A 19,991-nucleotide genomic window follows, 5' to 3' on the forward strand; every position below is an offset into this window, starting at 1 on the left:
GTCTACCTCACCTGGACGGCACATCGTGACGGACACCGAACCCGTGTGCGAGCTGCACCTGCGGATCGCCGGGCAGTCCCACGACCTGATGCTGCGCCTGCACGGTCACCGGCCCACCGAGGACGAGGTGGCGGGCTGGATGCGGGACGGCTCGGTCGTCCGGCTCCAGGTCACCGAGACCGCCGGCCGCTCCCCCCACACCATGCTGGTGAACTTTGGCAGCGTGGTCTTCGCCTGGCTCTGCCCCTACCAGTCCGGCCGGGGGGTGAACCTGTGACGCCGCCCCGGCGCCGCCCCCGCCGGGCCGGGCCCGCGGGCGCCCCGTGAAGGTGGCCCTGCTCGGCCCGGTCGCCTGGCGCACGCCGCCCCGGCACTACGGGCCCTGGGAGCTGGTCACCGGGCTCCTCGCCGAGGGGCTGGTCGCCAGGGGCGTCGACGTGACGCTCTTCGCCACCCTGGACTCGATCACCGCGGGTTCGCTCGACGGGGTCTGCCCGGCCGGTTACGCCGAGGACCCGTCGATGGACGGGCGGGTCTGGGAGGCCATGCACGTCGCGCACGCGCTGGGCCGCTCCGGCGAGTTCGACCTCGTGCACAACCACCTCGACTGGCTGCCGCTGGCCTTCGCCGGGCACTGCCGCGCCCCGATGGTCACCACCGTCCACGGCTTCTCCGGGGCGGGGATCCTGCCGGCCTACGCCCGTGCCCGGTCGGCGTACGTCTCCATCTCCGACTCCGACCGCTCCGACCGGCTGGACTACGTCGCCACCGTCCACCACGGCGTGGACCTGAGCCTGCTGCCGTTCGACCCGCGCGGCGGTCCCGGCCTGGTCGTCTTCGGCCGTATCCATCCCGACAAGGGCACCGCCACCGCGATCGAGATCGCCCGGCGGGCCGGGCTGCCGCTGACCATCTGCGGGATCGTCCAGGACCGGCGGTACTTCGACGAGGAGGTCGCCCCGCACGTCGACGGCGAGCGGGTCAGGTTCCTCGGCTCGGTCGGCCCCGAGCGGCGGGCGGAGATCCTGGGCGGCAGCCTGGCGCTGCTGCACCCCATCGCGTTCGACGAGCCCTTCGGCCTGTCGGTGGTCGAGTCGATGGCCTGCGGCACCCCGGTCATCGCCTACCGGCGCGGGTCGATGCCGGAGGTGGTGGACCCCGGGGTGACCGGCCTGCTGGCCGACACGGTCGAGGAGGCGGTCTCCGCGGTGGCGCGCGCCGGCGCGATCGACCGGGCGGATTGCCGTGCCCAGGCCGAACGCAGGTTCGGCGTTGACCGGATGGTGGACGACTATTTACAGGTATATCGCAGCATGCTGGGCCGTAAATAGGGCATTGATACTGTCGAAGTGACGCAGAGCCTGCCATTGGATGTGGGATCGCGGAAAGCCGGCCCCGACGAGGACGGCCCCGGCACCAGGCTTCGAACTCCATCCGTCATCACGCCGGCCGATGGACGTCTCCACCGCGTGAGGCCGCATCCGCACCCGGAGCGGCCGATGACCGGAGGTATGACAGTTGGTCCGCACATACGGCTTTCTCAGCACCCATCCGCCCACCCAGTGTGGGCTGGCGACCTTCAACTCGGCGCTGGCCGCCCACCTCGGTGAGGGCGGCACCCGCGGCGGGATCGTCCGGGTCGTCACCGACTCCGACGACGCGCGTCCCGCGCGCGGGGTCGTGCACACCTGGACGCCCGGCGAGAGGGAGGGCTGGCGGGCGGCGACCTCGGCCCTGGAACGGTACGACGTCGCGGTCGTCCAGCACGAGTACGGCATCTACCCGGGCGCGGACGGCCAGGACGTCCTGCCGCTGCTGCGCGCTCTGTCCGTGCCCAGCATCGTGGTCCTGCACACCGTGCTGACCCGCCCCACCCCCCGCCAGCGCACCCTGCTGGAGGAGATCGCAGACGCCGCGGGCGCGGTGGTGACCATGACCGGCACCGCCCGCGACCGATTGTTCGGCGGCTACCGGGTGGACGCGCGCAAGGTCTCGGTCATCCCGCACGGGGCCGCCGAGCACATGCACGTCCTGGCCGTGCGGCAGCCGCGCCCGCGCCTGCTCACCTGGGGGCTGATCGGTCCGGGCAAGGGCATCGAGTGGGCGTTGCAGGCGCTGTCCCTGCTGGGCGACCTCTCGCCCTCCCCGACGTACACGGTGGCGGGCAAGACCCATCCCAAGGTGCTGGAGCAGTACGGCGAGTCCTACCGCGACGGGCTGGAGCGGCTGGGCGAGCGGCTGGGCGTTGCCGGCGACGTGCACTACGACCCGGTCTACCGCGACCAGACCACGCTGATCCGGCTGATCCGCTCGGCCGACGTGGTCGTGCTGCCGTACGACTCGCAGGAGCAGGTCACCTCCGGGGTGCTCATCGAGGCGGTGGCGGCCGGCGTGCCGATCGTCGCCACGTCCTTCCCGCACGCGGTGGAGCTGCTCACTGACGGGCCCGGCCTGCTCGTGCCGCACGAGGACCCGGTGGCGCTCGCCGCCGCGGTGCGCCGGATCCTGACCGAGCCGGGCCTGGCCGACAAGCTCAGGAACCGTGCCCGCGTGGTGGCCCCGACCCTGCTGTGGCCGGCCGTGGCGGCCCGCTACGAGAACCTCGCCCGGAGCCTTCTGTCCGAGCGACCGGCCGCCGCGGCGGTGGCGCTGCCGTGACCCCGGCTCCCCCCCGTGCCCCCCGGCTCCTCCGAGGCCCCCCTCGCCCCGGACCCCGCCGGGTGTTCCACCGCGCCCGCCGCCGTACCGTCCGGCCCGGACTTCCGGCACCTGGTACGGCTGAGCGACGACACCGGCCTGTTCGAGCACGCCCGGCACGCCGTCGCCCGCCGCCAGCACGGCTACTGCACCGACGACGTCGCCCGCGGGCTCGTCGTCGCCTCCCGCGAGCCCTCGCCGTCCCCACAGGTGCACCGGCTCGCCGAGCGCTACCTGGCCTTCCTCACCCACGCGCAGGACGACTCCGGCGCGTTCCGCAACCGGCTCTCCTACGACCGGCGCTGGAGCGACGAGCCCGGTCTCGGCGACTGGTGGGGACGGGCGCTGTGGGGCCTGGGCACCGCGGCTGTCCGCGACCCGGCCCGGTGGATCCGCGAGGAGGCCATGATGGCCTTCACCCTCGGCGCGACCAGGAGGTCCCCGCACCCGCGGGCCATGGTGTTCGCCGGGCTGGGCGCGGCGGAGGTGCTGCGCGCCCACCCGGACAGCGCCCCGGCCGCGGCCCTGCTGTCGGACGCCGCCCTGGCGGTCGGCCAGCCCCCGGACGATCCGGACTGGCCGTGGCCGCAGCCGGAGCTGACCTACGCCAACGCGGCCCTGGCCGAGGTGCTCATCAGCGCCGGTCATCTCGGGGGTGACGGCCGTACGCTCGCCGCGGGCCTGCGGATGCTGGCCTGGCTCGGCGAGGTGCAGACCACGGGAGGCCGGTTCTCGGTGGTCCCGGTGACCGGGTGGCGCAGGGGCGGCCCCCGGGACCGCTACGACCAGCAGCCGATCGAGCCGGCCGCGCTCGCCGACGCCTTCGCCGTCGCGGAGGCCGTCACCGGCGACCCCGTCTGGCGGGCGGGGGTGTGGCGGGCCGTGGCGTGGTTCCGGGGCGTCAACGACGGTGGCGCGGTGATGTGGGACGCCGCGACCGGCGGTGGCCACGACGGCCTGACCCCGTACGGCCCCAACCTGAACCAGGGGGCGGAGTCGACCATCGCGTTCATCTCCACGATGCAGCACGCCGAGCGGCTGCGCGCGGCCGGGCACTCCCCGGAGGCCGGGCTGCCGCGGCAGGGCGGGCGGCCCCGGCACGGCGACCCCGTACCGGGCGAGGGTGCGCGGCGGGCCGGCAGGCCGCCTCTCGGACGGGCCGAGACGCCGTGACCGTCCGGGACCTGGCCACCCGGCTCGGCCCGACCCTGGCACCGGACCCGCGCAGGGTGGTCGTCAAGCTGTTCGTCCCGGGTGAGGACGCCGCCCTGGTGCGCAGCCGGGCCGCGGCCCTGATCGACCGCGTCGCGCTGCTGGGGCCGGACGAGACCGCCGCGCTGCTCCGGGAGACGCTGCGGCGGTTCGGCGACCGGCACGGCGACCTGGAGGCGACCTTCCTGCACCACTACGACATGGTCCGCCACCGCGTCCCGGGCCATGTCGAGCTGGGACCGGAGACCCGCCTGCTCGTCGGGGCCTACTTCAGCCACGAGTACGCCGTGGAGGGCGCCGCCCTGTGCAACCCCTCGATGGTGGCCCACCCCGACCAGTCCGGCCTGCTCCCCGGGCAGCTGCGCACGGTGATCAGCACGCGGCAGATCGGCGAGGGCCACCTGTCGTCCATCGGCTTCGCCACGGTGCTGCTGGGCCCGGGGGCGGAGCTGTCCGTCACCGACCGGTCGGGGCCGCTGACCCTCGGCCCCCGGCGCGGCACCCTGCACCGGCGGGACCTGCTGGCCGCGGCGCTCGCCGACGAGGACCGCGACAACGAGGTCTCCGCGACCGTGCTGGGCTCCCTGCCGGACCTGTTCGGCGACGACGAGTTCGAACGGGCCATAACGCGGCTCCCGGCCGACCTGCTGGCCCGTACCACCACGCACGCGACCCTGGAGGAGATGCGCCGGTCGACCGCCTCGGACTACGCGGTGACCTTCCCCGAACAGGTCCCCGTCGAGCGGCGGGTGCTCTGGCCCGCCAGCTCGGCCGAGAGCAACGGGATGGAGGACGCCCGTTTCGTCAGGGTCGTCGAGGAGGACGGCACGACCTCGTACCGGGCCACCTACACCGCCTACGACGGGCGGCACATCCGCTCGCAGCTGCTGTCCAGCGACGACCTGCGCAGCTTCGAGGTGACCCCGCTGCGCGGGCCCGGCGCGGCCAACAAGGGGATGGCGCTGTTCCCGCGGCCGGTGGGCGGTCAGCGGCTGGCGCTCTGCCGTTCCGACGGCGAGACCATCGGCCTGACCTCGCTCGACGAGCGGAGCAGGTGGCGGCGGCCGATCCCGCTGCACTCCCCCCGCCAGAGCTGGGAGCTGATCCAGGTGGGCAACTGCGGCTCCCCGCTGGAGACCGCGGCCGGCTGGCTGGTCCTGACCCACGGGGTCGGCCCGATGCGCCGCTACGCCATCGGCGCGCTCCTGCTCGACCTGGACGAGCCGCACCGCGTCGTCGCCGAGCTCCCGGGCACGCTGCTCACCCCGGGGGAGACCGAGCGCGACGGGTACGTGCCCAACGTCGTGTACTCCTGCGGCGGCCTGCTGCACGCGGACGCCCTGTGGTTGCCGTACGGGGCGAGCGACGCCCGGATCGGGTTCGCCCGCGTACCCCTGGACGACCTGCTGGGCGCGATGCGGCCGCTGCCGGGCGAGCACCAGAACGGCCCGGCCTCCTGAGAGGCCGGGCCTTGCGGGCGCCGGACCGGCGAGCCCGACCCCTGACCGGCCGTGCGGCCGGTCGGGTCGATCGGGTCGATCGGGCCGGTCAGCCCTTGATGTCGCGGACCTGCTCGCGCTCCTCGTCGTCGAACTTCCGGGTGTCGCGGGGCTCGACGTAGGGCTCCTGCCGCTCGGACTGGCCGGCCTCGATGGCCCGGCCGCGGGCGAGCTCGGCGTCGAACTCCACGCCCAGCAGCACCGCCACGTTGGAGATCCACAGCCAGATCAGGAAGACGATGACGCCGGACAGGGCCGCGTAGGTCTTGTTGTAGGCGCCGAAGTTGGCCACGTAGAAGGCGAACGCGGCCGAGGCGACGATCCAGAGCACCACGGCGATGGCGCTGCCGGGGGTGAGCCAGCGGAAGCCCGGGTGGCGGACGTTGGGCGCGGCCCAGTACAGCAGCGCGAGGGTGGCCATCACGATGAGCACCAGGACGGGCCACTTGGCGATGTTCCAGACGGTCAGCGCCGTCTCGCCGATCCCCAGGACCTTCCCGGCCTGGTCGGCGAGCCCGCCGGTGAACACGACCGCCACCGAGCCGACCGCCATCAGGATCACCAGGACGGTGGTGATGGCCAGGCGCAGCGGCAGGGTCTTCCAGACGGGCCTGCCCTCGGGCATCTCGTACATGACGTTGGCGGCGCGCATGAAGGCGCCGACGTATCCCGAGGCGGACCAGAGCGCCACGGCGATACCGATGATCGTGCTGATGCCGGCCGCGCGCGGGCTGCTCTGCAGGCCCTGCAGCACGGTGTCGAGGGTCTGCTTGGCGGGGCCGGGGGCGACGGCGCCGAGGTTGTCGACGAGCGACTGGGTGGCCGACTGCCCGAACAGGCCGAGCAGCGAGACCACGGCCAGCAGCGCCGGGAAGATGGACAGCACCGCGTAGTAGGTCAGTGCCGCGGCCCAGTCGGTCAGGTTGTCCTGCTGGAACTCCTTGACGGTGCGTTTGAACACCGCCCACCACGATTCCTTGGGCATCTCGGTGGGCTTGTCCGGAGCCGCCTGGTCGTCCGCCGCGCGACCGGAGCCGGTGGCCGGGCGTCCGGTGTCCTGACCTGACATGGGGGTTGCACCGCCTCTGTCGGAGGCCGCCGCCCTCTGCGGTGAGGACGGCGGCGCTCGGATCTTCTGATGAATCCGCCGGACGGGCCGGGGCCCGTCATCGGCTGTCGATCACCGGTTACTGGTGACCGTTGCCCGGCCGGGCGTGCTCGGCCACCTGCTGGGCCTGCTCGCGGGCGTGCTCACCGGTGGCCTGGGCGGCCCCGGTGGCGCTCTCCTTGACCTGCTGGACGGCCTCGGTGGCCACTTCCTTGGCCTCCTGGCCGAGCGACTGGGCCGACTCCTGCACCGCCTGCTTGACGGGCTCGATCACGCCTTCGGCCTGCTCCATGATCTGCCCGGCGGCGCGCTCCTCGACCGCGGTCCGCGGGATCAGGGTCGCCGCCAGCAGTCCGGCACCGAAAGCGATCACTCCGGCGGCCAGCGGGTTGCCCTGGGCGCTCCGCATCGCCTGCTGAGGCGCGTTCTGGACCACCTCGGCCGCCTGCTGGGCACCGTGCTTGACGGTCTCGGCGGTGCTGGAGGCGGCGTCACGGACGGTCTCCGCGGTGCCGGTGGCGGCGTCGCGCACCCCGGCCGCCGCGTACGACGCCTGGTTGCCGACCTTGTGGACGGCGTGCGTCGGCGTGCCCATGACGCGCTCGCGCACCGTCTGGATGCGCCGGCGCACGGTGTCGGTACGGCGGCGGACGATCCGCTTCGGGCTCGTCCGATCGGCGAGACGCTCCACGTCCGCGGCCAGCTCGGCGCGGGTGGCGTTGATCTCTGCCCTTATTTCGTCAGGTCCCGTGCCCATTGGGCATCCTCCTTGAGCGTTTCAACGGTACGTTCCGGCTTGGGCTGCACCTCACGAAGCCGGGCACGCCCGGTCGTGTACAGCACCGCTCCCACCACCGCCCAGATGACGGCGACGATCAACGCGGCCCATCCCAGATCCATGACATTGCCCAGGCCGAACACGACGGCCAGCGTCAGCAGCAGGGCGACCATGTAACCGGCGAATCCGGCTCCCCCCAGCAGGCCCGCCGCCTTGCCGGCCTTGCCGGCCTCCTCGCGGAGCTCGGCCTTGGCCAGCTGCAGTTCCTGGCGGACCAGCCTCGACAGGTCCTCCCCGATCTCCCCGACCAGTTGTCCCAGTGACGGCTCACTCGGCTCAGGGCCGGGATAGCTCATCGGATCTCACCACCCAGACCGGTGTGCGGCGGGGTGCTGCCGGGGCCGCCGAAACCCTCGCGGGTCGTCGTCGGCTCGGTGCCGTACGGGTCCACCGAGGGCCGGACGACCGGCTCGGTCAGCGGCTGCGCCGACACCGGCGGCGTGGTCGGGTAGGGAGTGCTCGGCGTGGTGGGGTAGGCGGGCGGCGTGTAGGACGTGCCCGTCCCCACCCCGGATCCGGTCGTGGCGGAACCGCCGGACGCGACTCCGCCCGAGGCCTTGGCGGCCCTGCCGATCAGGAAGCCCGCGGCGACGGCGCCGAGCAGGAACGCTCCCGGACGACGGCGCGCGAAGGTCTGGACCTCCTCCACCGCCCCGGCCAGCCCGTGCTGGTCGAGGTAGTCGGCCGCGCGCCGTCCCTGGTCGGCGACCTGCTGGACCACTCCGGACACCGGTGAGTCGGGCTTGGCGCTCTCGCCCATCGCGGCCAGGTCGTCGGCCCACTGGCGGATGCCCTGGGCGGCGCGCTGGCTCTGCTGGTGCGCCTGGTCGCCGACGCGGCCCTTCAGCTGCTGGACCACCTGGCGAGCCTGCTGCTTGGCCTCCCCGGCGACCGCCTGCGTCTGCCCCTTGGCGGTCTGGGCGACCTCCCCGACGGCGGACTTGGCGTGCTGAGCCGTGCTCGGGGAGTCCTGGCCATAGCCTGGGCGCTCCCCCGCCCCGGTCGGAAATTCACTCATCGATGCCCTCCAAAGGTTGTGCATCTCGACTGAGTCTCCGGTTACCCTCCTGGCCCCTTCTCATTCATCGGACTTCTGAAATTCCCGGAAAGATCTATATGCCGCATAAGGTTTTTACCATCTGAGCTGCTGTTGGACGACCCGATGATTTTTTCGATCTCCCGGCACGAGACGGACCGGACCCGGGAGGGAGGACGTCCAAGGTCAGGGGCTCGTACGGGCCCATTGATCGCAAATGAGACCCGACGAACATCGTATTTGGGATAAATGCCAAGAATGTATTTTGCTGAGACGCCTACCCCGCTCTGGCGCGCTTATTCATGGTCCACCGGGAGCCTTCGTGGTTTCGCCGCGCGAGCAGGGGTAATCGACCGGGGAGCCGAAGGGGGCCCCATGAGTGACCGCCGGATCGCACCCGAGCTGATGGGTGAGAACGACGTCGTGGATCTGCTGGTACGCCAGCACGAGATGATCGTGGAGCTGTTCGACGAGGTGGAGGAGAGCACCGGCGAGGGCGGCCGGGCCGAGGCCTTCCAGCGGCTCGTGCGGCTGCTGGCCGTGCACGAGACCGCCGAGGAGGAGATCGTGCACCCCTACGTGCGCCTGCTGCTCGACGACGGCGACGAGGTGGTCGACGGCCGCCTGGCCGAGGAGCGGGAGGCGAAGCGGCTCCTGGCCGGCCTGGAAGGGCTGGGCCCCGGGCACCCGGACTTCCCCGCGGGGCTGCGGGCGCTCCGGACGGCGGTGCTGGCCCACGCCCGCGCGGAGGAGGAGCACGAGTTCCCCCGGCTGCGCGCGCGCACCAGCGTGGCCGAGCGACGGGCCCTGGCCGCGGGGGTGAAGGCCGCCGAGGCGGTGGCGCCCACCCACCCGCACCCGGGGACCGAGTCGGCGCTCGGGAACCTGCTGCTGGGAGGCCCGGTGGCGATCGTGGACCGGACCCGCGACGTGATCCGCCAGGCCATGGGACGGTAGCGCGGCCCACGGTCACCGTTCGCGTTTCTTCGCGACAGCAGCGGGCAGTCTTCTCTAATGCCACATAAAGGGGACAATTCGGTCACTGTGACCACGTGTGAGGACGGCCCCCTGCTGGTGCGGGGGCCCTTCGAGCTGCTGACCCAGGACGGCCGGACCATCGACCCCGGCAGGGCGACGGTGGCGCTGTGCCGCTGCGGCCGGTCCGCCGCCAAGCCCTTCTGCGACGGCTCCCACAAGGCGATCGGCTTCCGCGCGCCGGGCGAGCCCGACCCTCCCCGGGACACGCCGGACCGGCCCGGGAACGGAGCGGGCCCGGACGCCCCGTGACGGGGACCCGGTGACGGGGACGGCCTGGGTCGCCGGGCGTCTCCTCGTGGATCGGCAGGGGAAACGGCCGGTGACGGGGACGACCGGGGTCGCCAGACGTCCCCCCGTGGATCGGCGGGAGAGACGGCCCAGGACCGGACGGCGGCCGTCACGGCCCGATCGTCGTGCCCGCCTCCCGCAGTGACGAGAGGCCCCGGCTCCAGCTCCCCGTCACGTGCTCGGCGAAGAGCCGGTCCAGGGCCAGGCCGCAGGCCGCCCCGTACAGGACGTCACCGGCGCGCGAGGGGTGCTGCGCGACGAACCCCCCGCACATGTCGTGCGCGGCGACCTGCTCGTGCACGGCGTCGGCCTGCACGTGCTCGTCGTAGAAGCGCGAGGTCTCCTCGTCGCCGCCCAGCCGCCGCACCCCCCGGGAATAGCACGCGTTGGGGATCGAGGAGGTCATCTCGAACGCCGCCAGATGGCCGAGCAGCGCGCCGAGATGACGGCGGTGCAGGCCGAACAGCGACATCGCGTTGGAGATCGCGAGCGTGATCGCGGGCACCCGGCCGAGGTAGGCGCCGTAGGAGTCGTCCATGCCCAGGCCGCGCATGGTGGTCCTGAACAGCTCGGAGTGCATCCGCCCGGGACGCCCGCCGCCGTACTCGTCCATCTGGATCTCCACCAGGGCGGCCTTGGAACGGCCGCGCAGGCGGGGGATCCCCCAGGTGTGCGGGTCGGCCTCCTTCAGGTGGTAGATCGACCGGTGCGCGACGAACTCGCGGAACTGGGCCAGGTCGGCCTGGCGCTGGAGGAACACCGACAGGTCGGGCCCCTCGGCGGCGGCCACCAGCTCGACCAGGGCCCGGCGCGTGTCCCCGGGCCGTGGCGCGGGCGGACAGGACACGGCCCGCGCCAGCCCCTCCTCGAACCGCGTCTCCAGGATCTCCCGTACCTCCAGCAGGGAGGGGTTCCACTCCCAGCGCTCGTCCACGCCCCAAAAACCCTGGTAGTGCAGCTCGTAGCAGACGAAGAGCGCCAGCTGCACGTCCTCGTCCGCCAGGACCGGGCCCGCGAAGCGCGCCGGGAACGACATCAGCGGGAGCGAGAACAGGCCGAAGCGGTGCGGGGGGCGTACCAGCCGTTCGAACAGGAGCGTGGTGATCGGCCCCCGTGCGGCGGGCAGCTCCGGAGCCAGGACCGGCGGCGAGGGGTCGGCGGGATCGGTCCCGGCTGGCGCCGTCCCCGCCGGGGCGGCCGGGGGGCGCGGGGCCTTGGACGGGCCCGCGGCCGTTCGGGGATCGGACGTCCCGGGGAGCCCAGGGAGCCCGGAGAGCTCGGACAGTTCGGAGAACCCGGAGAGTCCGGGTCCCGGGGCGGCGGGGCCGTGCCCCGGCGCGAGCGTGTCCGCGTCCCGGGAGGGATCGTTCACCGTGACGCCGTCACCACGGACGCCGTCACCACGGACACCGTCACCGCGGACACCGGCGGCGCCCCGCCCGCGGTGATCGGAAGCGTCGAACCCATGTGTCATGCGTCCCCCCCGTCGGATGCCCCCAGACCGGTGCGATGCCCGTAGCCGTGTCCGCGAAACGCTCCAAGATCGCGCTTTACCCCCGCTGAACTGCATAAATAACGAAATATGGTGCTACGGCGCGAGCCGTCGCCGGCCCCCGGCCGGCCGGGGTGCCGGGGGCGCCGAAGCGGGAGAACCGATCGGAGGGGCCGATTCGGGGAGGAGGACCCGATCGAGGGAAGAAGATCGGTCCGCGGACGGGGGGACGGTCCGGAATCGGGGGATGAACCCGGATCTCGGGAAGGACGGAGAACGGGAAACCGCGGTGCCCCGGCGCGTGGAGCGGGGGAAGCGGCGGGGTTCCGGCACGGGAAGGTACGGTCAGCTCATGTCCGAGCACAGCATGCCGCACGACCTCGCCGCCTGGGCGTGCCCCCACGGGCAGGACGCTCGCCGGGGTTGCACGACCTGCTACGAGGAGTCGAACGACGCCGACCAGTCCCAGCCCTCCTGGGAGGTCGCCGCGTGGTTCACCACCTCGAGGCCGATCCCCATCAGGACCCTCCAGGACGCGCACCATCACGGCCGCTACTTCGCCCTCGACCAGCCGTCCACCCCGCTGGTCTACCTGCTGACCGGTCACGCGCGGGCCAGCGGCAGCGTGCAGGCGATCGCGGGCGTGGTGGGCTTCCTGCTGCACAACCGGCACGTGGTGGCCGACTTCACCGTGACCGAGACCCGCGCCACCCGCCGCTCGCCCGCCACCCCCAGCGCGCCCAAGGCCACCCGACAGACCGACACCTGGCTCCAGGACCAGCGCCGCCCGGACGGCCGTACGCGCTGAGCCGGGCGGCAGGGCGGGTGACAGGCGCGGGTGACAGGGGTGGCGCGCGTCCCTAAACTCGACAACGCCATTGTCGGAGCGGTGAGCAGGAGGTGCCCGTGACCAGCGACCCTCCGAGCTCCGCGGGCTCCGCGGGCTCCGCGGGCTCCTCGAGCTCCTCTGGCTCCGTGGACTCCCCAGGCTTCGCGGTGTCCTCGGGCTCCCCTACTCCCCCCGTCGTGCCGGACCCCCCGAGCTCCGCGAGCTCCCCGGGCTTCGAGCTCCCGCTCCGGCTCTTTCTCGGCTTCCGGATCCTCATCGACGAGCTCCATGCCGAGCTCGCCCGCCGGGGGCACCCCGACCTGCGGCCCATGCACGGCTTCGTGATGCAGGCGATCGGCTCGCGGGGCACCACCGCGGTGGAGCTCGGCCGCCGGTTGGGCGTCTCCAAGCAGGCGGCGGGCAAGACGGTCGACACCCTGGAACGGCTGGGCTACGTCGAACGCGCCCACGACCCCGACGACGCCCGGCGCAAGATCGTGCGGCTCACCGGGCGGGGGGTGGACAGCCTCGTCCTGTCGGCGCGGATCTTCGACGACCTGCGCGCCGGATGGGCGAGGACCCTGGGCGAGGACCGCCTGCGCGCCCTGGAGGCCGACCTGCGGGCCGTGACGCCCCTGGACGTCTTCCGGCTGGACGTCCCCGGCTGGTTCGGCGGCTACTGACCGCCGCCACCGGTCCACCGACCCGGGACGGCCGCTCGACACCACCGCGCGAAACCGCGGCGCGAACCCGGCCGCGCGAACCGATCGCTCGAACCGGCAGCGCGAACCAGGCCACTCGAACCGGCAGCGCGAACCCGGCCGCTCAGGCCGACCGCTCGGGCCGGTCCCCCTGCTCGGCCGTCCGCCGGGCGTCCAGGGCCTCTCGCAGCGTGGGAAAGGCCCGGATGCGCATCGTCAGGCCGGTGATCCACAGGATGCGCGTCGCGCCGCGTTCGGTGGCGACCAGGCTCAGCTCGCCCCCCTCCTCCAGGGAACGCTTCCAGCACAGGACGATGAGGCCGGTCGCCCGGGAGTCGAGGAGGTCGAGCCCGGTGAGGTCCAGGATCAGGTCCGGCCCGAACCGGTCGAAGGCGCGGTCCATGAACTCGACGACGAGCTCGTGGATGGAGAAGTCGAGGCTGCCGCCGATCACCACGACCCCGATCCCCTCCTCGGCGGTCGCCCCCAGCTCCGCGGCCGTGGTCTTCAGGTGCAGTTCCGTCATCACCCCTCCCCCCGGACGGGCGCGACGACCTGGACGACCAGGACGCAGGTGTCGTCGGTGTCGCTGCTCGGCACCATGGCCTCCATGACCGCCTGCAGCCGGTCGTCGCCGTGGTGCGAGCGCAGCACCTCGGCCACGGTCGCGCTCACCAGGTCCAGCCCCTCGTACAGGTCCCGTCCGCGTTTCTCGATCAGCCCGTCGGTGAACATGACCAGCAGGTCGTCCTGGCGCAGCCGTACGGAGCCGTAGGTGTAGGAGGCGTCGTCGAAGACGCCGAGCAGTACCCCGGGGTGCAGCAGGCGCTCCACCCGCCCGCCCCTGGCCAGCAGCATCGGTGGATGCCCCGCATGGGTCCAGCGCAGCATCCGGTCGGCCGGGCTGTAGCGGGCCACGATCGCGGTGGCCAGCACGTCCGGCCGGAGCTTGCAGAGCATGCGGTTGAGCGTGGCGAGGATCCGCGCGGGATCGTGGTGGGCGAAGGCCAGGCCGGTGATGGCGTGGCGCAGCTTGGCCATCGCGGAGGCCGCGGCCAGCCCGTGCCCGGCCACGTCCCCGACGGCCAGCAGCACGTCCCCGTCGTCCAGCTCGATGGCCTGGTACCAGTCGCCGCCCAGCCACGCCTCCTTCTCGGCGGGGGCGTAGCGCGCGGACACCCGCAGGCCGGGAAGGGCCCGGGGCTTCTCCTCGACCGGCATGATGACGTTCTGCAGGCTGACCGAGAGGCGGTTCTCCTCCTCCAGCCTGCGGTTGGCGACGGCGAGGTCGTCGGCGGCCCGGCGCCAGGAGGTGATGTCCTGGACGACCGCGTGGATCTCCAGCGACGCACCCTGCGCATCCCGGACGGCCTCGGCGAAGATCCGGACGTGCCGGACGCCCGGCCCGTCCTCCCCCGCGACGGGCAGGACGCGGATCTCGAACTCCTGGGACTCACCGGTCTCGGCCAGCGCGGCCAGGGCCCGTTCCAGCACGGCCCGGTCCTCGGCGACGGTGGCGGCGGCGTACTGCTCCAGCGTGAGGGGCCCCTCGGCCGGGTCGCGGCCGTGTATCTCGTACACCCTCGGCGACCAGGTGATCTCCCCGCTCGCCAGGTTCCAGTGCACCCAGCCCAGGTTGCCGAGCTGCTCGGTGCGCTCCAGGCGGGCGGCCAGCCGCCGTTCGCCGTCGTGGCTGACCCAGGTGTTGAGCAGGCCGCCGGCCACCCGGGCGGAGCGCACGCCGTACCAGGAGCGGTGCGGGACGCCGCCCGCGTCCTCGACGTGCTCGTACAGGTCGACGCGTCCGGGCTCGCCGGTCTCCATCACCCTGAGGTAGGTCTCCCACAGCTCGGTGCCGTGGACGGACGGGTAGCGCTCCAGGGTGCTCGCGCCGACCAGTTCCTCGCCCTGCCGGCCGTGCACGTCCCGGGCCTCCGGGCTGGCGGCCAGGATGAGGAAGTCCAGGATCGCGCCCGTCTCGTCGCGGACCGGCCTGGACCAGGTGGCCGCGCCCGGCATCACGTCGAGCATGGCCCGCACCCCGGCCGTGACGCCCGGGGAGGGGTCCTCGATACCGGACGGGAGCGCCAGCGTGCCGATCGCGTCACCCACCGGTCCCTGGGCGGCACCCCGCAGGGGGAGCTCGTGCTCTTCGGGCAGCGGTGTGGCCAAGATGGCGTTCTCCCAGGTGTCGCTGTTGCCGGCTTCGTCGGTGTTTCCAGATCTTCCGGTTTTCCGGTCCGCCGGGAAGAGCGGGCCGAGGTCGTTCTCGTCCAGGATCGCACTCTCTCGCCCCGCCGTCCCATGCCGGGACGTTTTAACCGGGATGGGAGTGCCGGGTGAGGCGCGGGACCGGGAGCGGGAAGGCGGTCAGGGGAGGTCGAAGTACACGCGGACGGTGGTCCTCCCCCGCTCGGTGTGGACGCGGACGAGGTCGCCGAGGAGGTTGGTGACGAGCAGGCCCCGGGAGCCCCGCTGCCGGGAGTCGGCCGGGCGCCGTCCCGCCAGGGGGTCGGCGATGTGACCGGTGTCGCTGACGTCGAAGACGATCCGGCGGTCCTCGGTCCAGATCCGCGCGACCCCGGAGCCTCCGCCGTGTTCGAGGCTGTTGGCGGCGAGCTCGCTGGCGATCAGCCGCAGGTCCTCCAGCCGCTCCCCGGACAGGCCGATCCCGTCCGCGTACGCCACGGCGAAGGCGCGCACCCGCCACAGGTCGTCCCCGCCGAAGGCCAGGGTCTCGGCGCCGGCCGGCTCGGACAGCGGCCCGCCGCAGTCCCGGATGACCCGCTCGGGCGCGTACCCGGTGCTGGCGCGCGTGTCCGTGCCGTCGATGATGACCGGGTGGGTCTCCTCGGCGTGCCCGATGATCTCGGGGGCCAGCCCGTCGGCGTCGTACGGGCACAGGATGGTGACGTCCCGCCCGGAGAAGGCCAGGTTGATCAGCGCCTCGTGCTGCAGGCACGCCACGTACTCGGTCGGTGAGCGGTCGGGCCAGACGGGCTCGCCGACGACGCGGACCCTGCGTCCCGGATGCAGGTCGGTGAACGCCCACAGCACGGCGGGGATGATGCGTCCCGGGTTGCGGCCGGCCTGCTCCATGTCGACGAAGAGCACCTCGCCGTCCTGCGGCGCGACCTCGCCCAGCTCGTCCCGGATCAGCGCGAGGTTCCGCGCCGGGACGGCGACCGCGACCGGCTCGCCGGCCTTCAGCCCGTCCAGGATGAAGGGGACGGTGCCCTCCAGGTACTCCCGGTCGCCGCGGTAGAACAGCGCGGGATGGACGAACGGTTCCGTCTCGGCGGTCGTCATGCTCATTTGGTCTTCACTTCGATCGACACCGAATCCGATCCGATCAGGGCCAGCACGGATCTCAGGCAGTAGGGCGCGCTGTGCAGGAAGAGCCTGCCGCCGCCGACGAGGGCCCGCGCGGACTGCTCCAGCAGCCAGGCTCCGCGGACGTCGATGAACGTCAGACCGGACAGGTACAGGTGGCGGTCCCCTCCGCCTCTCACCAGCTCGCTCAGCGCCTCCTGCCAGACCCGCCTGGTGGTGCGGTCGATCTCACCGCTCACCTGCAGACCGGGCGGCGGCCCGAGCGGATCGATGCGGAGGCCGCCCGAGGGGGGCGGATCGCCGTCGTGATCGGAGGCGGGATCGAGAGGTCCCGTCTGTGGCGAGATCGGCACGGTGACCGTCCTGAAATCGACGATTGACTCCCATAACGTACCTGCTCGTCACTCTCGGCAGGCACGCGCGGGGAGGCCGGGCCGGGCGGATCGCGGAGGCGGGCCGCCGGGTGGGCACCGCCACCTGGGACGGCGACAATGACGGGCATGCGAATTCTCATCGTCGGCGGTACCCGGTTCGTCGGCAGGCACATCACCGAGGCGGCGCTCGCGGCCGGCCACGAGGTCTCCCTGCTGCACCGGGGCAGGACCGGGGCGGAGCTGTTCCCGGACGTCGAGCGCCTGACGGCCGACCGTGACGGCGACCTGTCCGTCCTGCACGGCCGGAGCTGGGACGCGACCGTCGACGTCAGCGCCTACTTCCCCCGCCAGGTCACCGCGCTGTCCGGAGCGCTGCGGACCGGCCGGTACGCCCTCGTCTCCACCACCGCGGTCTACCGGGTGCCCGTGGCGCCGGGGTTCACCGAGGACGCGCCATTGGCCGAGCTCCGCGAGCTCCGCGAGCTCGACGGGCCGGTCCCCGAAAGCGTGACGGACGAGACGTACGGGCCGCTGAAGGTGCTCTGCGAGCGGGCCGCGGCGGACGCGTTCGGGTCCCCGACGCTGGTCGTGCGGCCCACGTACGTCATCGGCCCGCACGACCACACCGGCCGCTTCACCTACTGGGTCAACCGGATCGCCCGGGGCGGGGAGGTCCTGGCCCCCGGCGACCCGGACGACCCCATCCAGGTCGTCGACGCCCGCGACCTGGCGGCCTGGATCGTCTCCATGGTCGAGGAGGCGCGGCCGGGCACCTTCCACGCGGCCACCCCCGCCCCGCCGTTCTCCTTCGGAGACCTGCTGGAGACGATCGCGGCCGAGGTCGCGCCTCCCGGCACCACCCTGACCTGGGCGGGGCAGGACTTCCTGCTCGCCGAGGGCGAGACCGGCCGGTCGCTGCCGCTGTGGTCGGAGGGGGACCCGCTCAGGGCGATCAACGCCGCCGACCCGTCCGCCGCCCTCGCCGCGGGGCTCGGCCCGCGCCCGCTGCGGCGGTCGATCCGCGAGGTCCGCGAGGCGGAGTCGTCCTTCTCCACCCCGGGGGCCATCGACGCGGGCAGGGAGGCCGAGCTGCTCTCCCGCTGGGCCGCGCGCTCCTGACCGCTCCTGCTCCCCAGCCTCCCGGGACGCCGCCTCTCAGAAAGCCGTGCCCTCGGGAACGGGTGTCCTCAGAAAGGGGTGTCGGCGGTGAAGCGCACCCCGGAGAACCGGCTCCGCCACGCGGTGACCTCCGGCGCCACGGTGACCGGGTCGGTCCCCTCGTCCAGGCCGCGGGCGATGAACGAGGCCAGGGCGGGCATGTCCGCCTCGGTCATGCCGAGCCTGACGATCTCCGGGGTGCCCAGGCGCAGGCCGTTGACGTCCCCCTCGACCGGTTCCATCGGCAAGCCGATGCCGCAGGCGAGCAGGTTGGCCTCGCGCAGCCGTCGGGCGGCCCGCTGCCCCCCGCCGTAGCGGTGGGCCGGGACGGCGAACTGGTGGGAGCGGGTGCACCCGCGCTCGGCGGCGAAGACCGGGACGCCGAGGGCGAGCAGCTCGTCGGCCAGGCGCCGCGCGGTCGCGGCCATCGTCCGCGCGTAGGCGGGCCCGGCCGCCTTCCAGTCGAGCATGGTCATGGCCAGCGCGGCGGTCTTGCCCGCGTCGAAGTTGGCGGTCAGCCCGGGGTAGGCGATCGCGTCGAGCCGTTCGGCCAGCTCGGCGTCGTCGGTCACGATGAGCCCACCCGCCGGGCCGCCCAGGCTCTTGTAGGTGCTCATGGTGATCAGGTGGGCACCCTCCTCCAGCGGCCTCGGCCAGATCCCACCGGCGATCATTCCGCACAGGTGCGCGGCGTCGAAGAGCACCTTGGCGCCGACCGTGTCGGCGATCTCGCGGATCCGCGCCACCGGGTGCGGGAACAGGTTGAGGCTGCCGCCGACCGTGATCAGCGTCGGCCGTACCGTCGCGGCGAGCTCGGCCAGCGCGTCGACGTCCACCGTGTACCCGTCCGCGGTGACCGGGGCCGGGACGGTGTTCAGGCCGTACAGGCCGGCGGCGCCGGGGCCGTGGTGGGTGACGTGACCGCCGATGCTGGCCGGCGGGGCGATGATCGTGTCCCCGGGCCTGCAGACGGCCATGAACGTGTAGAGGTTCGCGAGCGCCCCGGAGCCGACGCGGACCTCGGCGTAGGTGGCGCCGAAGACCTCGGCGGCCAGCTCGGCGGCGATGATCTCGATCTGCTCGATCGCCTCCAGGCCCATCTCGTACTTCTCCCCCGGATGGCCCAGCGAGGGCCGCGACCCGAGACCGGCGGAGAGCAGCGCCTCGGCCCGCGGGTTCATGACGTTGGTGGCCGGGTTCAGGTTGACCGACTCGACGTCGTGGATGCGGTGGTTCTCGGCGACCAGCCGTTCGATCTCTCCCTGCACCCGGGATGGCGTCCGATCCGTCACGGCCTTCAGGACGAACCGGACACGATCCTCGGTGACGGCGGGCACCCAGGGACGCTGGGCGAGGGTACGGGGCATCGGGTGATCTCCTGACCGGCAGGCAGACGGCTGCCGGGTGAGGCGGGGACGGTTCGTCTGCCACACGACGGTAGATCGAAGGTGACGCCCGGCGCATCGGGTGAAAGACGGGGTTTTCAATGCGCTTTTCCTACATCTGTTGCAAAAAACGGATGAAATATCTGATAGGAGAACACACCCGTCACACACGTCACGGAGGCCACCGGACCGCGAGGCCGCTCCAGGCCGGGTTCCTCCGCCCCCGGAATAAATGAGTGAGTTACTCACTCATTCGCTGTAGGGTTCCCCGGTGACCTCGATCCCGCAGAGGGCCGCGCCCCTCCCGCCGGACGAGCGGCGTGCGGCGCTCATCGCGTCCACCCTCTCGCTCGTGCTCGCCCACGGTCCCGACGTGAGCACCCGGCAGATCGCCCAGGCGGCGGGCGTCGCCGAAGGGACGATCTTCCGCGTCTTCACCACCAAGGACGAGTTGGTGAACGCCGCCGTGTCCAGCGCCTTCGACCCCGCGCCGCTCCTCGCCGAGCTCAGGGACATCGACGGCACGGCCCCGCTGGAGGTCCGGCTCGTCGCGGCGGTCGAGATCATGCAGCGCCACACCAAGCGCATCTTCCGCCTGATGAACGCGCTCGGGGCGGCGGGGGCCGCCGGGGCCGAACGCACCCACCGGCAGCGCGTGGAGCACGCGGAGCTCACCCACCGGGCGATCGTGGACCTGATCGTCCCCGACCGTGACCGGCTGCGCTGCGAGCCGGCCGGCGCGGCGCAGCGGCTGAAGCTGCTCACCATCGCGTCCAGCCATCCCGCGTTCGTCGAGAACGACCCGATGTCCCCGGCGGACATCGTCTCCCTGCTGCTCGACGGAATCCGCCGGCGTCCCGGCCTCGGCCCGCAGCCTTGACCTCAACAAAGGTTCATGTCGGACGCTGATCCCATCATCTCCCCTCGAAAGAGACCGCTCATGATTCTGGCCAACGGGGCGCCAGAGCAGGCCGGCCGGTACACGGCCCCCCTGCGCGACGTC

At 72.9% G+C, this 19,991-nt stretch carries 21 protein-coding genes; 11 read left to right on the forward strand and 10 right to left on the reverse strand.

All coding sequences use genetic code 11. From position 1 onward, the window contains the following. Positions 1-25: 25 nt before the first annotated feature. The 5 genes from ABD832_RS24850 (at position 26) to ABD832_RS24870 (ending at position 5,369) form a co-directional block, all read left to right on the forward strand. Entirely contained in the window at positions 26-277 is a 252-nt protein-coding gene (locus tag ABD832_RS24850) for a hypothetical protein (protein ID WP_344899460.1), read from the forward strand. Positions 278-323: 46 nt separating this feature from the next. Next, entirely contained in the window at positions 324-1,331 is a 1,008-nt protein-coding gene (locus ABD832_RS24855; RefSeq protein ID WP_344899462.1) for a glycosyltransferase family 4 protein, read from the forward strand. Between the two features lie 187 nt (positions 1,332-1,518). Then, entirely contained in the window at positions 1,519-2,658 is a 1,140-nt protein-coding gene (locus ABD832_RS24860) for a glycosyltransferase (RefSeq protein WP_344899464.1), read from the forward strand. Positions 2,659-2,673: 15 nt separating this feature from the next. Further along, on the forward strand, positions 2,674-3,870 hold the full coding sequence (locus tag ABD832_RS24865) for a glycosyltransferase (RefSeq protein ID WP_344899466.1): 1,197 nt from the start codon (positions 2,674-2,676) through the stop codon (positions 3,868-3,870). Further along, on the forward strand, positions 3,867-5,369 hold the full coding sequence (locus ABD832_RS24870; RefSeq protein WP_344899468.1) for a glycoside hydrolase family 130 protein: 1,503 nt from the start codon (positions 3,867-3,869) through the stop codon (positions 5,367-5,369). The genes ABD832_RS24865 and ABD832_RS24870 overlap by 4 nt, the downstream gene beginning before the upstream one ends. Positions 5,370-5,457: 88 nt before the next feature. Here the strand turns inward: ABD832_RS24870 and ABD832_RS24875 are convergent, their stop codons facing one another. The 4 genes from ABD832_RS24875 to ABD832_RS24890 form a co-directional block, all read right to left on the reverse strand. Then, on the reverse strand, positions 5,458-6,477 hold the full coding sequence (locus ABD832_RS24875) for a YihY/virulence factor BrkB family protein (RefSeq protein WP_344899470.1): 1,020 nt from the start codon (positions 6,475-6,477) through the stop codon (positions 5,458-5,460). 118 nt (positions 6,478-6,595) lie between these two features. Further along, positions 6,596-7,273 carry a DUF3618 domain-containing protein gene (locus ABD832_RS24880; RefSeq protein ID WP_344899472.1) on the reverse strand — a complete coding sequence of 226 codons (678 nt, stop codon included), beginning with the start codon at positions 7,271-7,273 and terminating at the stop codon, positions 6,596-6,598. After that, complete coding sequence (locus ABD832_RS24885; protein WP_344899474.1) at positions 7,249-7,650, reverse strand: phage holin family protein; 402 nt, start codon at positions 7,648-7,650, stop codon at positions 7,249-7,251. The genes ABD832_RS24880 and ABD832_RS24885 overlap by 25 nt, the downstream gene beginning before the upstream one ends. Next, positions 7,647-8,372 carry a hypothetical protein gene (locus ABD832_RS24890; protein ID WP_344899476.1) on the reverse strand — a complete coding sequence of 242 codons (726 nt, stop codon included), beginning with the start codon at positions 8,370-8,372 and terminating at the stop codon, positions 7,647-7,649. The genes ABD832_RS24885 and ABD832_RS24890 overlap by 4 nt, the downstream gene beginning before the upstream one ends. A 393-nt stretch (positions 8,373-8,765) precedes the next feature. Between ABD832_RS24890 and ABD832_RS24895 the strand changes: the two genes are divergently transcribed. Next, a complete protein-coding gene (locus ABD832_RS24895) occupies positions 8,766-9,347 on the forward strand; it encodes a hemerythrin domain-containing protein (protein WP_344899478.1) in 582 nt (193 codons plus the stop codon). 87 nt (positions 9,348-9,434) lie between these two features. Further along, complete coding sequence (locus ABD832_RS24900) at positions 9,435-9,677, forward strand: CDGSH iron-sulfur domain-containing protein (RefSeq protein ID WP_344899480.1); 243 nt, start codon at positions 9,435-9,437, stop codon at positions 9,675-9,677. Positions 9,678-9,825: 148 nt separating this feature from the next. Here the strand turns inward: ABD832_RS24900 and ABD832_RS24905 are convergent, their stop codons facing one another. Further along, complete coding sequence (locus tag ABD832_RS24905; protein WP_344899482.1) at positions 9,826-11,088, reverse strand: iron-containing redox enzyme family protein; 1,263 nt, start codon at positions 11,086-11,088, stop codon at positions 9,826-9,828. 472 nt (positions 11,089-11,560) lie between these two features. Here ABD832_RS24905 and ABD832_RS24910 point away from each other — a divergent pair, with 472 nt between their 5' ends. After that, on the forward strand, positions 11,561-12,016 hold the full coding sequence (locus tag ABD832_RS24910) for a hypothetical protein (protein WP_344899484.1): 456 nt from the start codon (positions 11,561-11,563) through the stop codon (positions 12,014-12,016). A 218-nt stretch (positions 12,017-12,234) separates the two neighbouring features. After that, positions 12,235-12,720: a MarR family winged helix-turn-helix transcriptional regulator gene (locus ABD832_RS24915; protein WP_344899486.1), complete on the forward strand. Its 486-nt coding sequence runs from the start codon at positions 12,235-12,237 to the stop codon at positions 12,718-12,720. Positions 12,721-12,862: 142 nt separating this feature from the next. On the opposite strand, the gene ABD832_RS24920 is transcribed toward ABD832_RS24915, so the two are convergent. The 4 genes from ABD832_RS24920 to ABD832_RS24935 form a co-directional block, all read right to left on the reverse strand. Beyond that, the gene (locus tag ABD832_RS24920; RefSeq protein ID WP_344899488.1) at positions 12,863-13,264 is read right to left on the reverse strand and encodes an STAS domain-containing protein; all 402 of its coding nucleotides are present in this window, start codon (positions 13,262-13,264) and stop codon (positions 12,863-12,865) included. Then, positions 13,264-14,910: a PP2C family protein-serine/threonine phosphatase gene (locus ABD832_RS24925; protein ID WP_344899491.1), complete on the reverse strand. Its 1,647-nt coding sequence runs from the start codon at positions 14,908-14,910 to the stop codon at positions 13,264-13,266. The genes ABD832_RS24920 and ABD832_RS24925 overlap by 1 nt, the downstream gene beginning before the upstream one ends. Positions 14,911-15,108: 198 nt before the next feature. Continuing rightward, positions 15,109-16,053 (reverse strand): anti-sigma factor RsbA family regulatory protein, encoded by a 945-nt coding sequence (locus tag ABD832_RS24930; protein ID WP_344899493.1) that lies wholly within the window; start codon positions 16,051-16,053, stop codon positions 15,109-15,111. Next, complete coding sequence (locus ABD832_RS24935) at positions 16,050-16,424, reverse strand: STAS domain-containing protein (RefSeq protein WP_344899495.1); 375 nt, start codon at positions 16,422-16,424, stop codon at positions 16,050-16,052. The genes ABD832_RS24930 and ABD832_RS24935 overlap by 4 nt, the downstream gene beginning before the upstream one ends. Positions 16,425-16,571: 147 nt before the next feature. Between ABD832_RS24935 and ABD832_RS24940 the strand changes: the two genes are divergently transcribed. Next, the gene (locus ABD832_RS24940) at positions 16,572-17,564 is read left to right on the forward strand and encodes an NAD-dependent epimerase/dehydratase family protein (RefSeq protein WP_344899497.1); all 993 of its coding nucleotides are present in this window, start codon (positions 16,572-16,574) and stop codon (positions 17,562-17,564) included. 68 nt (positions 17,565-17,632) lie between these two features. On the opposite strand, the gene ABD832_RS24945 is transcribed toward ABD832_RS24940, so the two are convergent. Then, entirely contained in the window at positions 17,633-18,970 is a 1,338-nt protein-coding gene (locus ABD832_RS24945; protein ID WP_344899499.1) for a serine hydroxymethyltransferase, read from the reverse strand. Between the two features lie 289 nt (positions 18,971-19,259). Between ABD832_RS24945 and ABD832_RS24950 the strand changes: the two genes are divergently transcribed. Next, positions 19,260-19,868 carry a TetR/AcrR family transcriptional regulator gene (locus ABD832_RS24950; protein WP_344899501.1) on the forward strand — a complete coding sequence of 203 codons (609 nt, stop codon included), beginning with the start codon at positions 19,260-19,262 and terminating at the stop codon, positions 19,866-19,868. The last annotated feature ends 123 nt before the right edge of the window (positions 19,869-19,991 follow it).

The organism is Streptosporangium longisporum (assembly GCF_039534895.1).
GTDB classification, from domain to species: domain Bacteria; phylum Actinomycetota; class Actinomycetes; order Streptosporangiales; family Streptosporangiaceae; genus Streptosporangium; species Streptosporangium longisporum.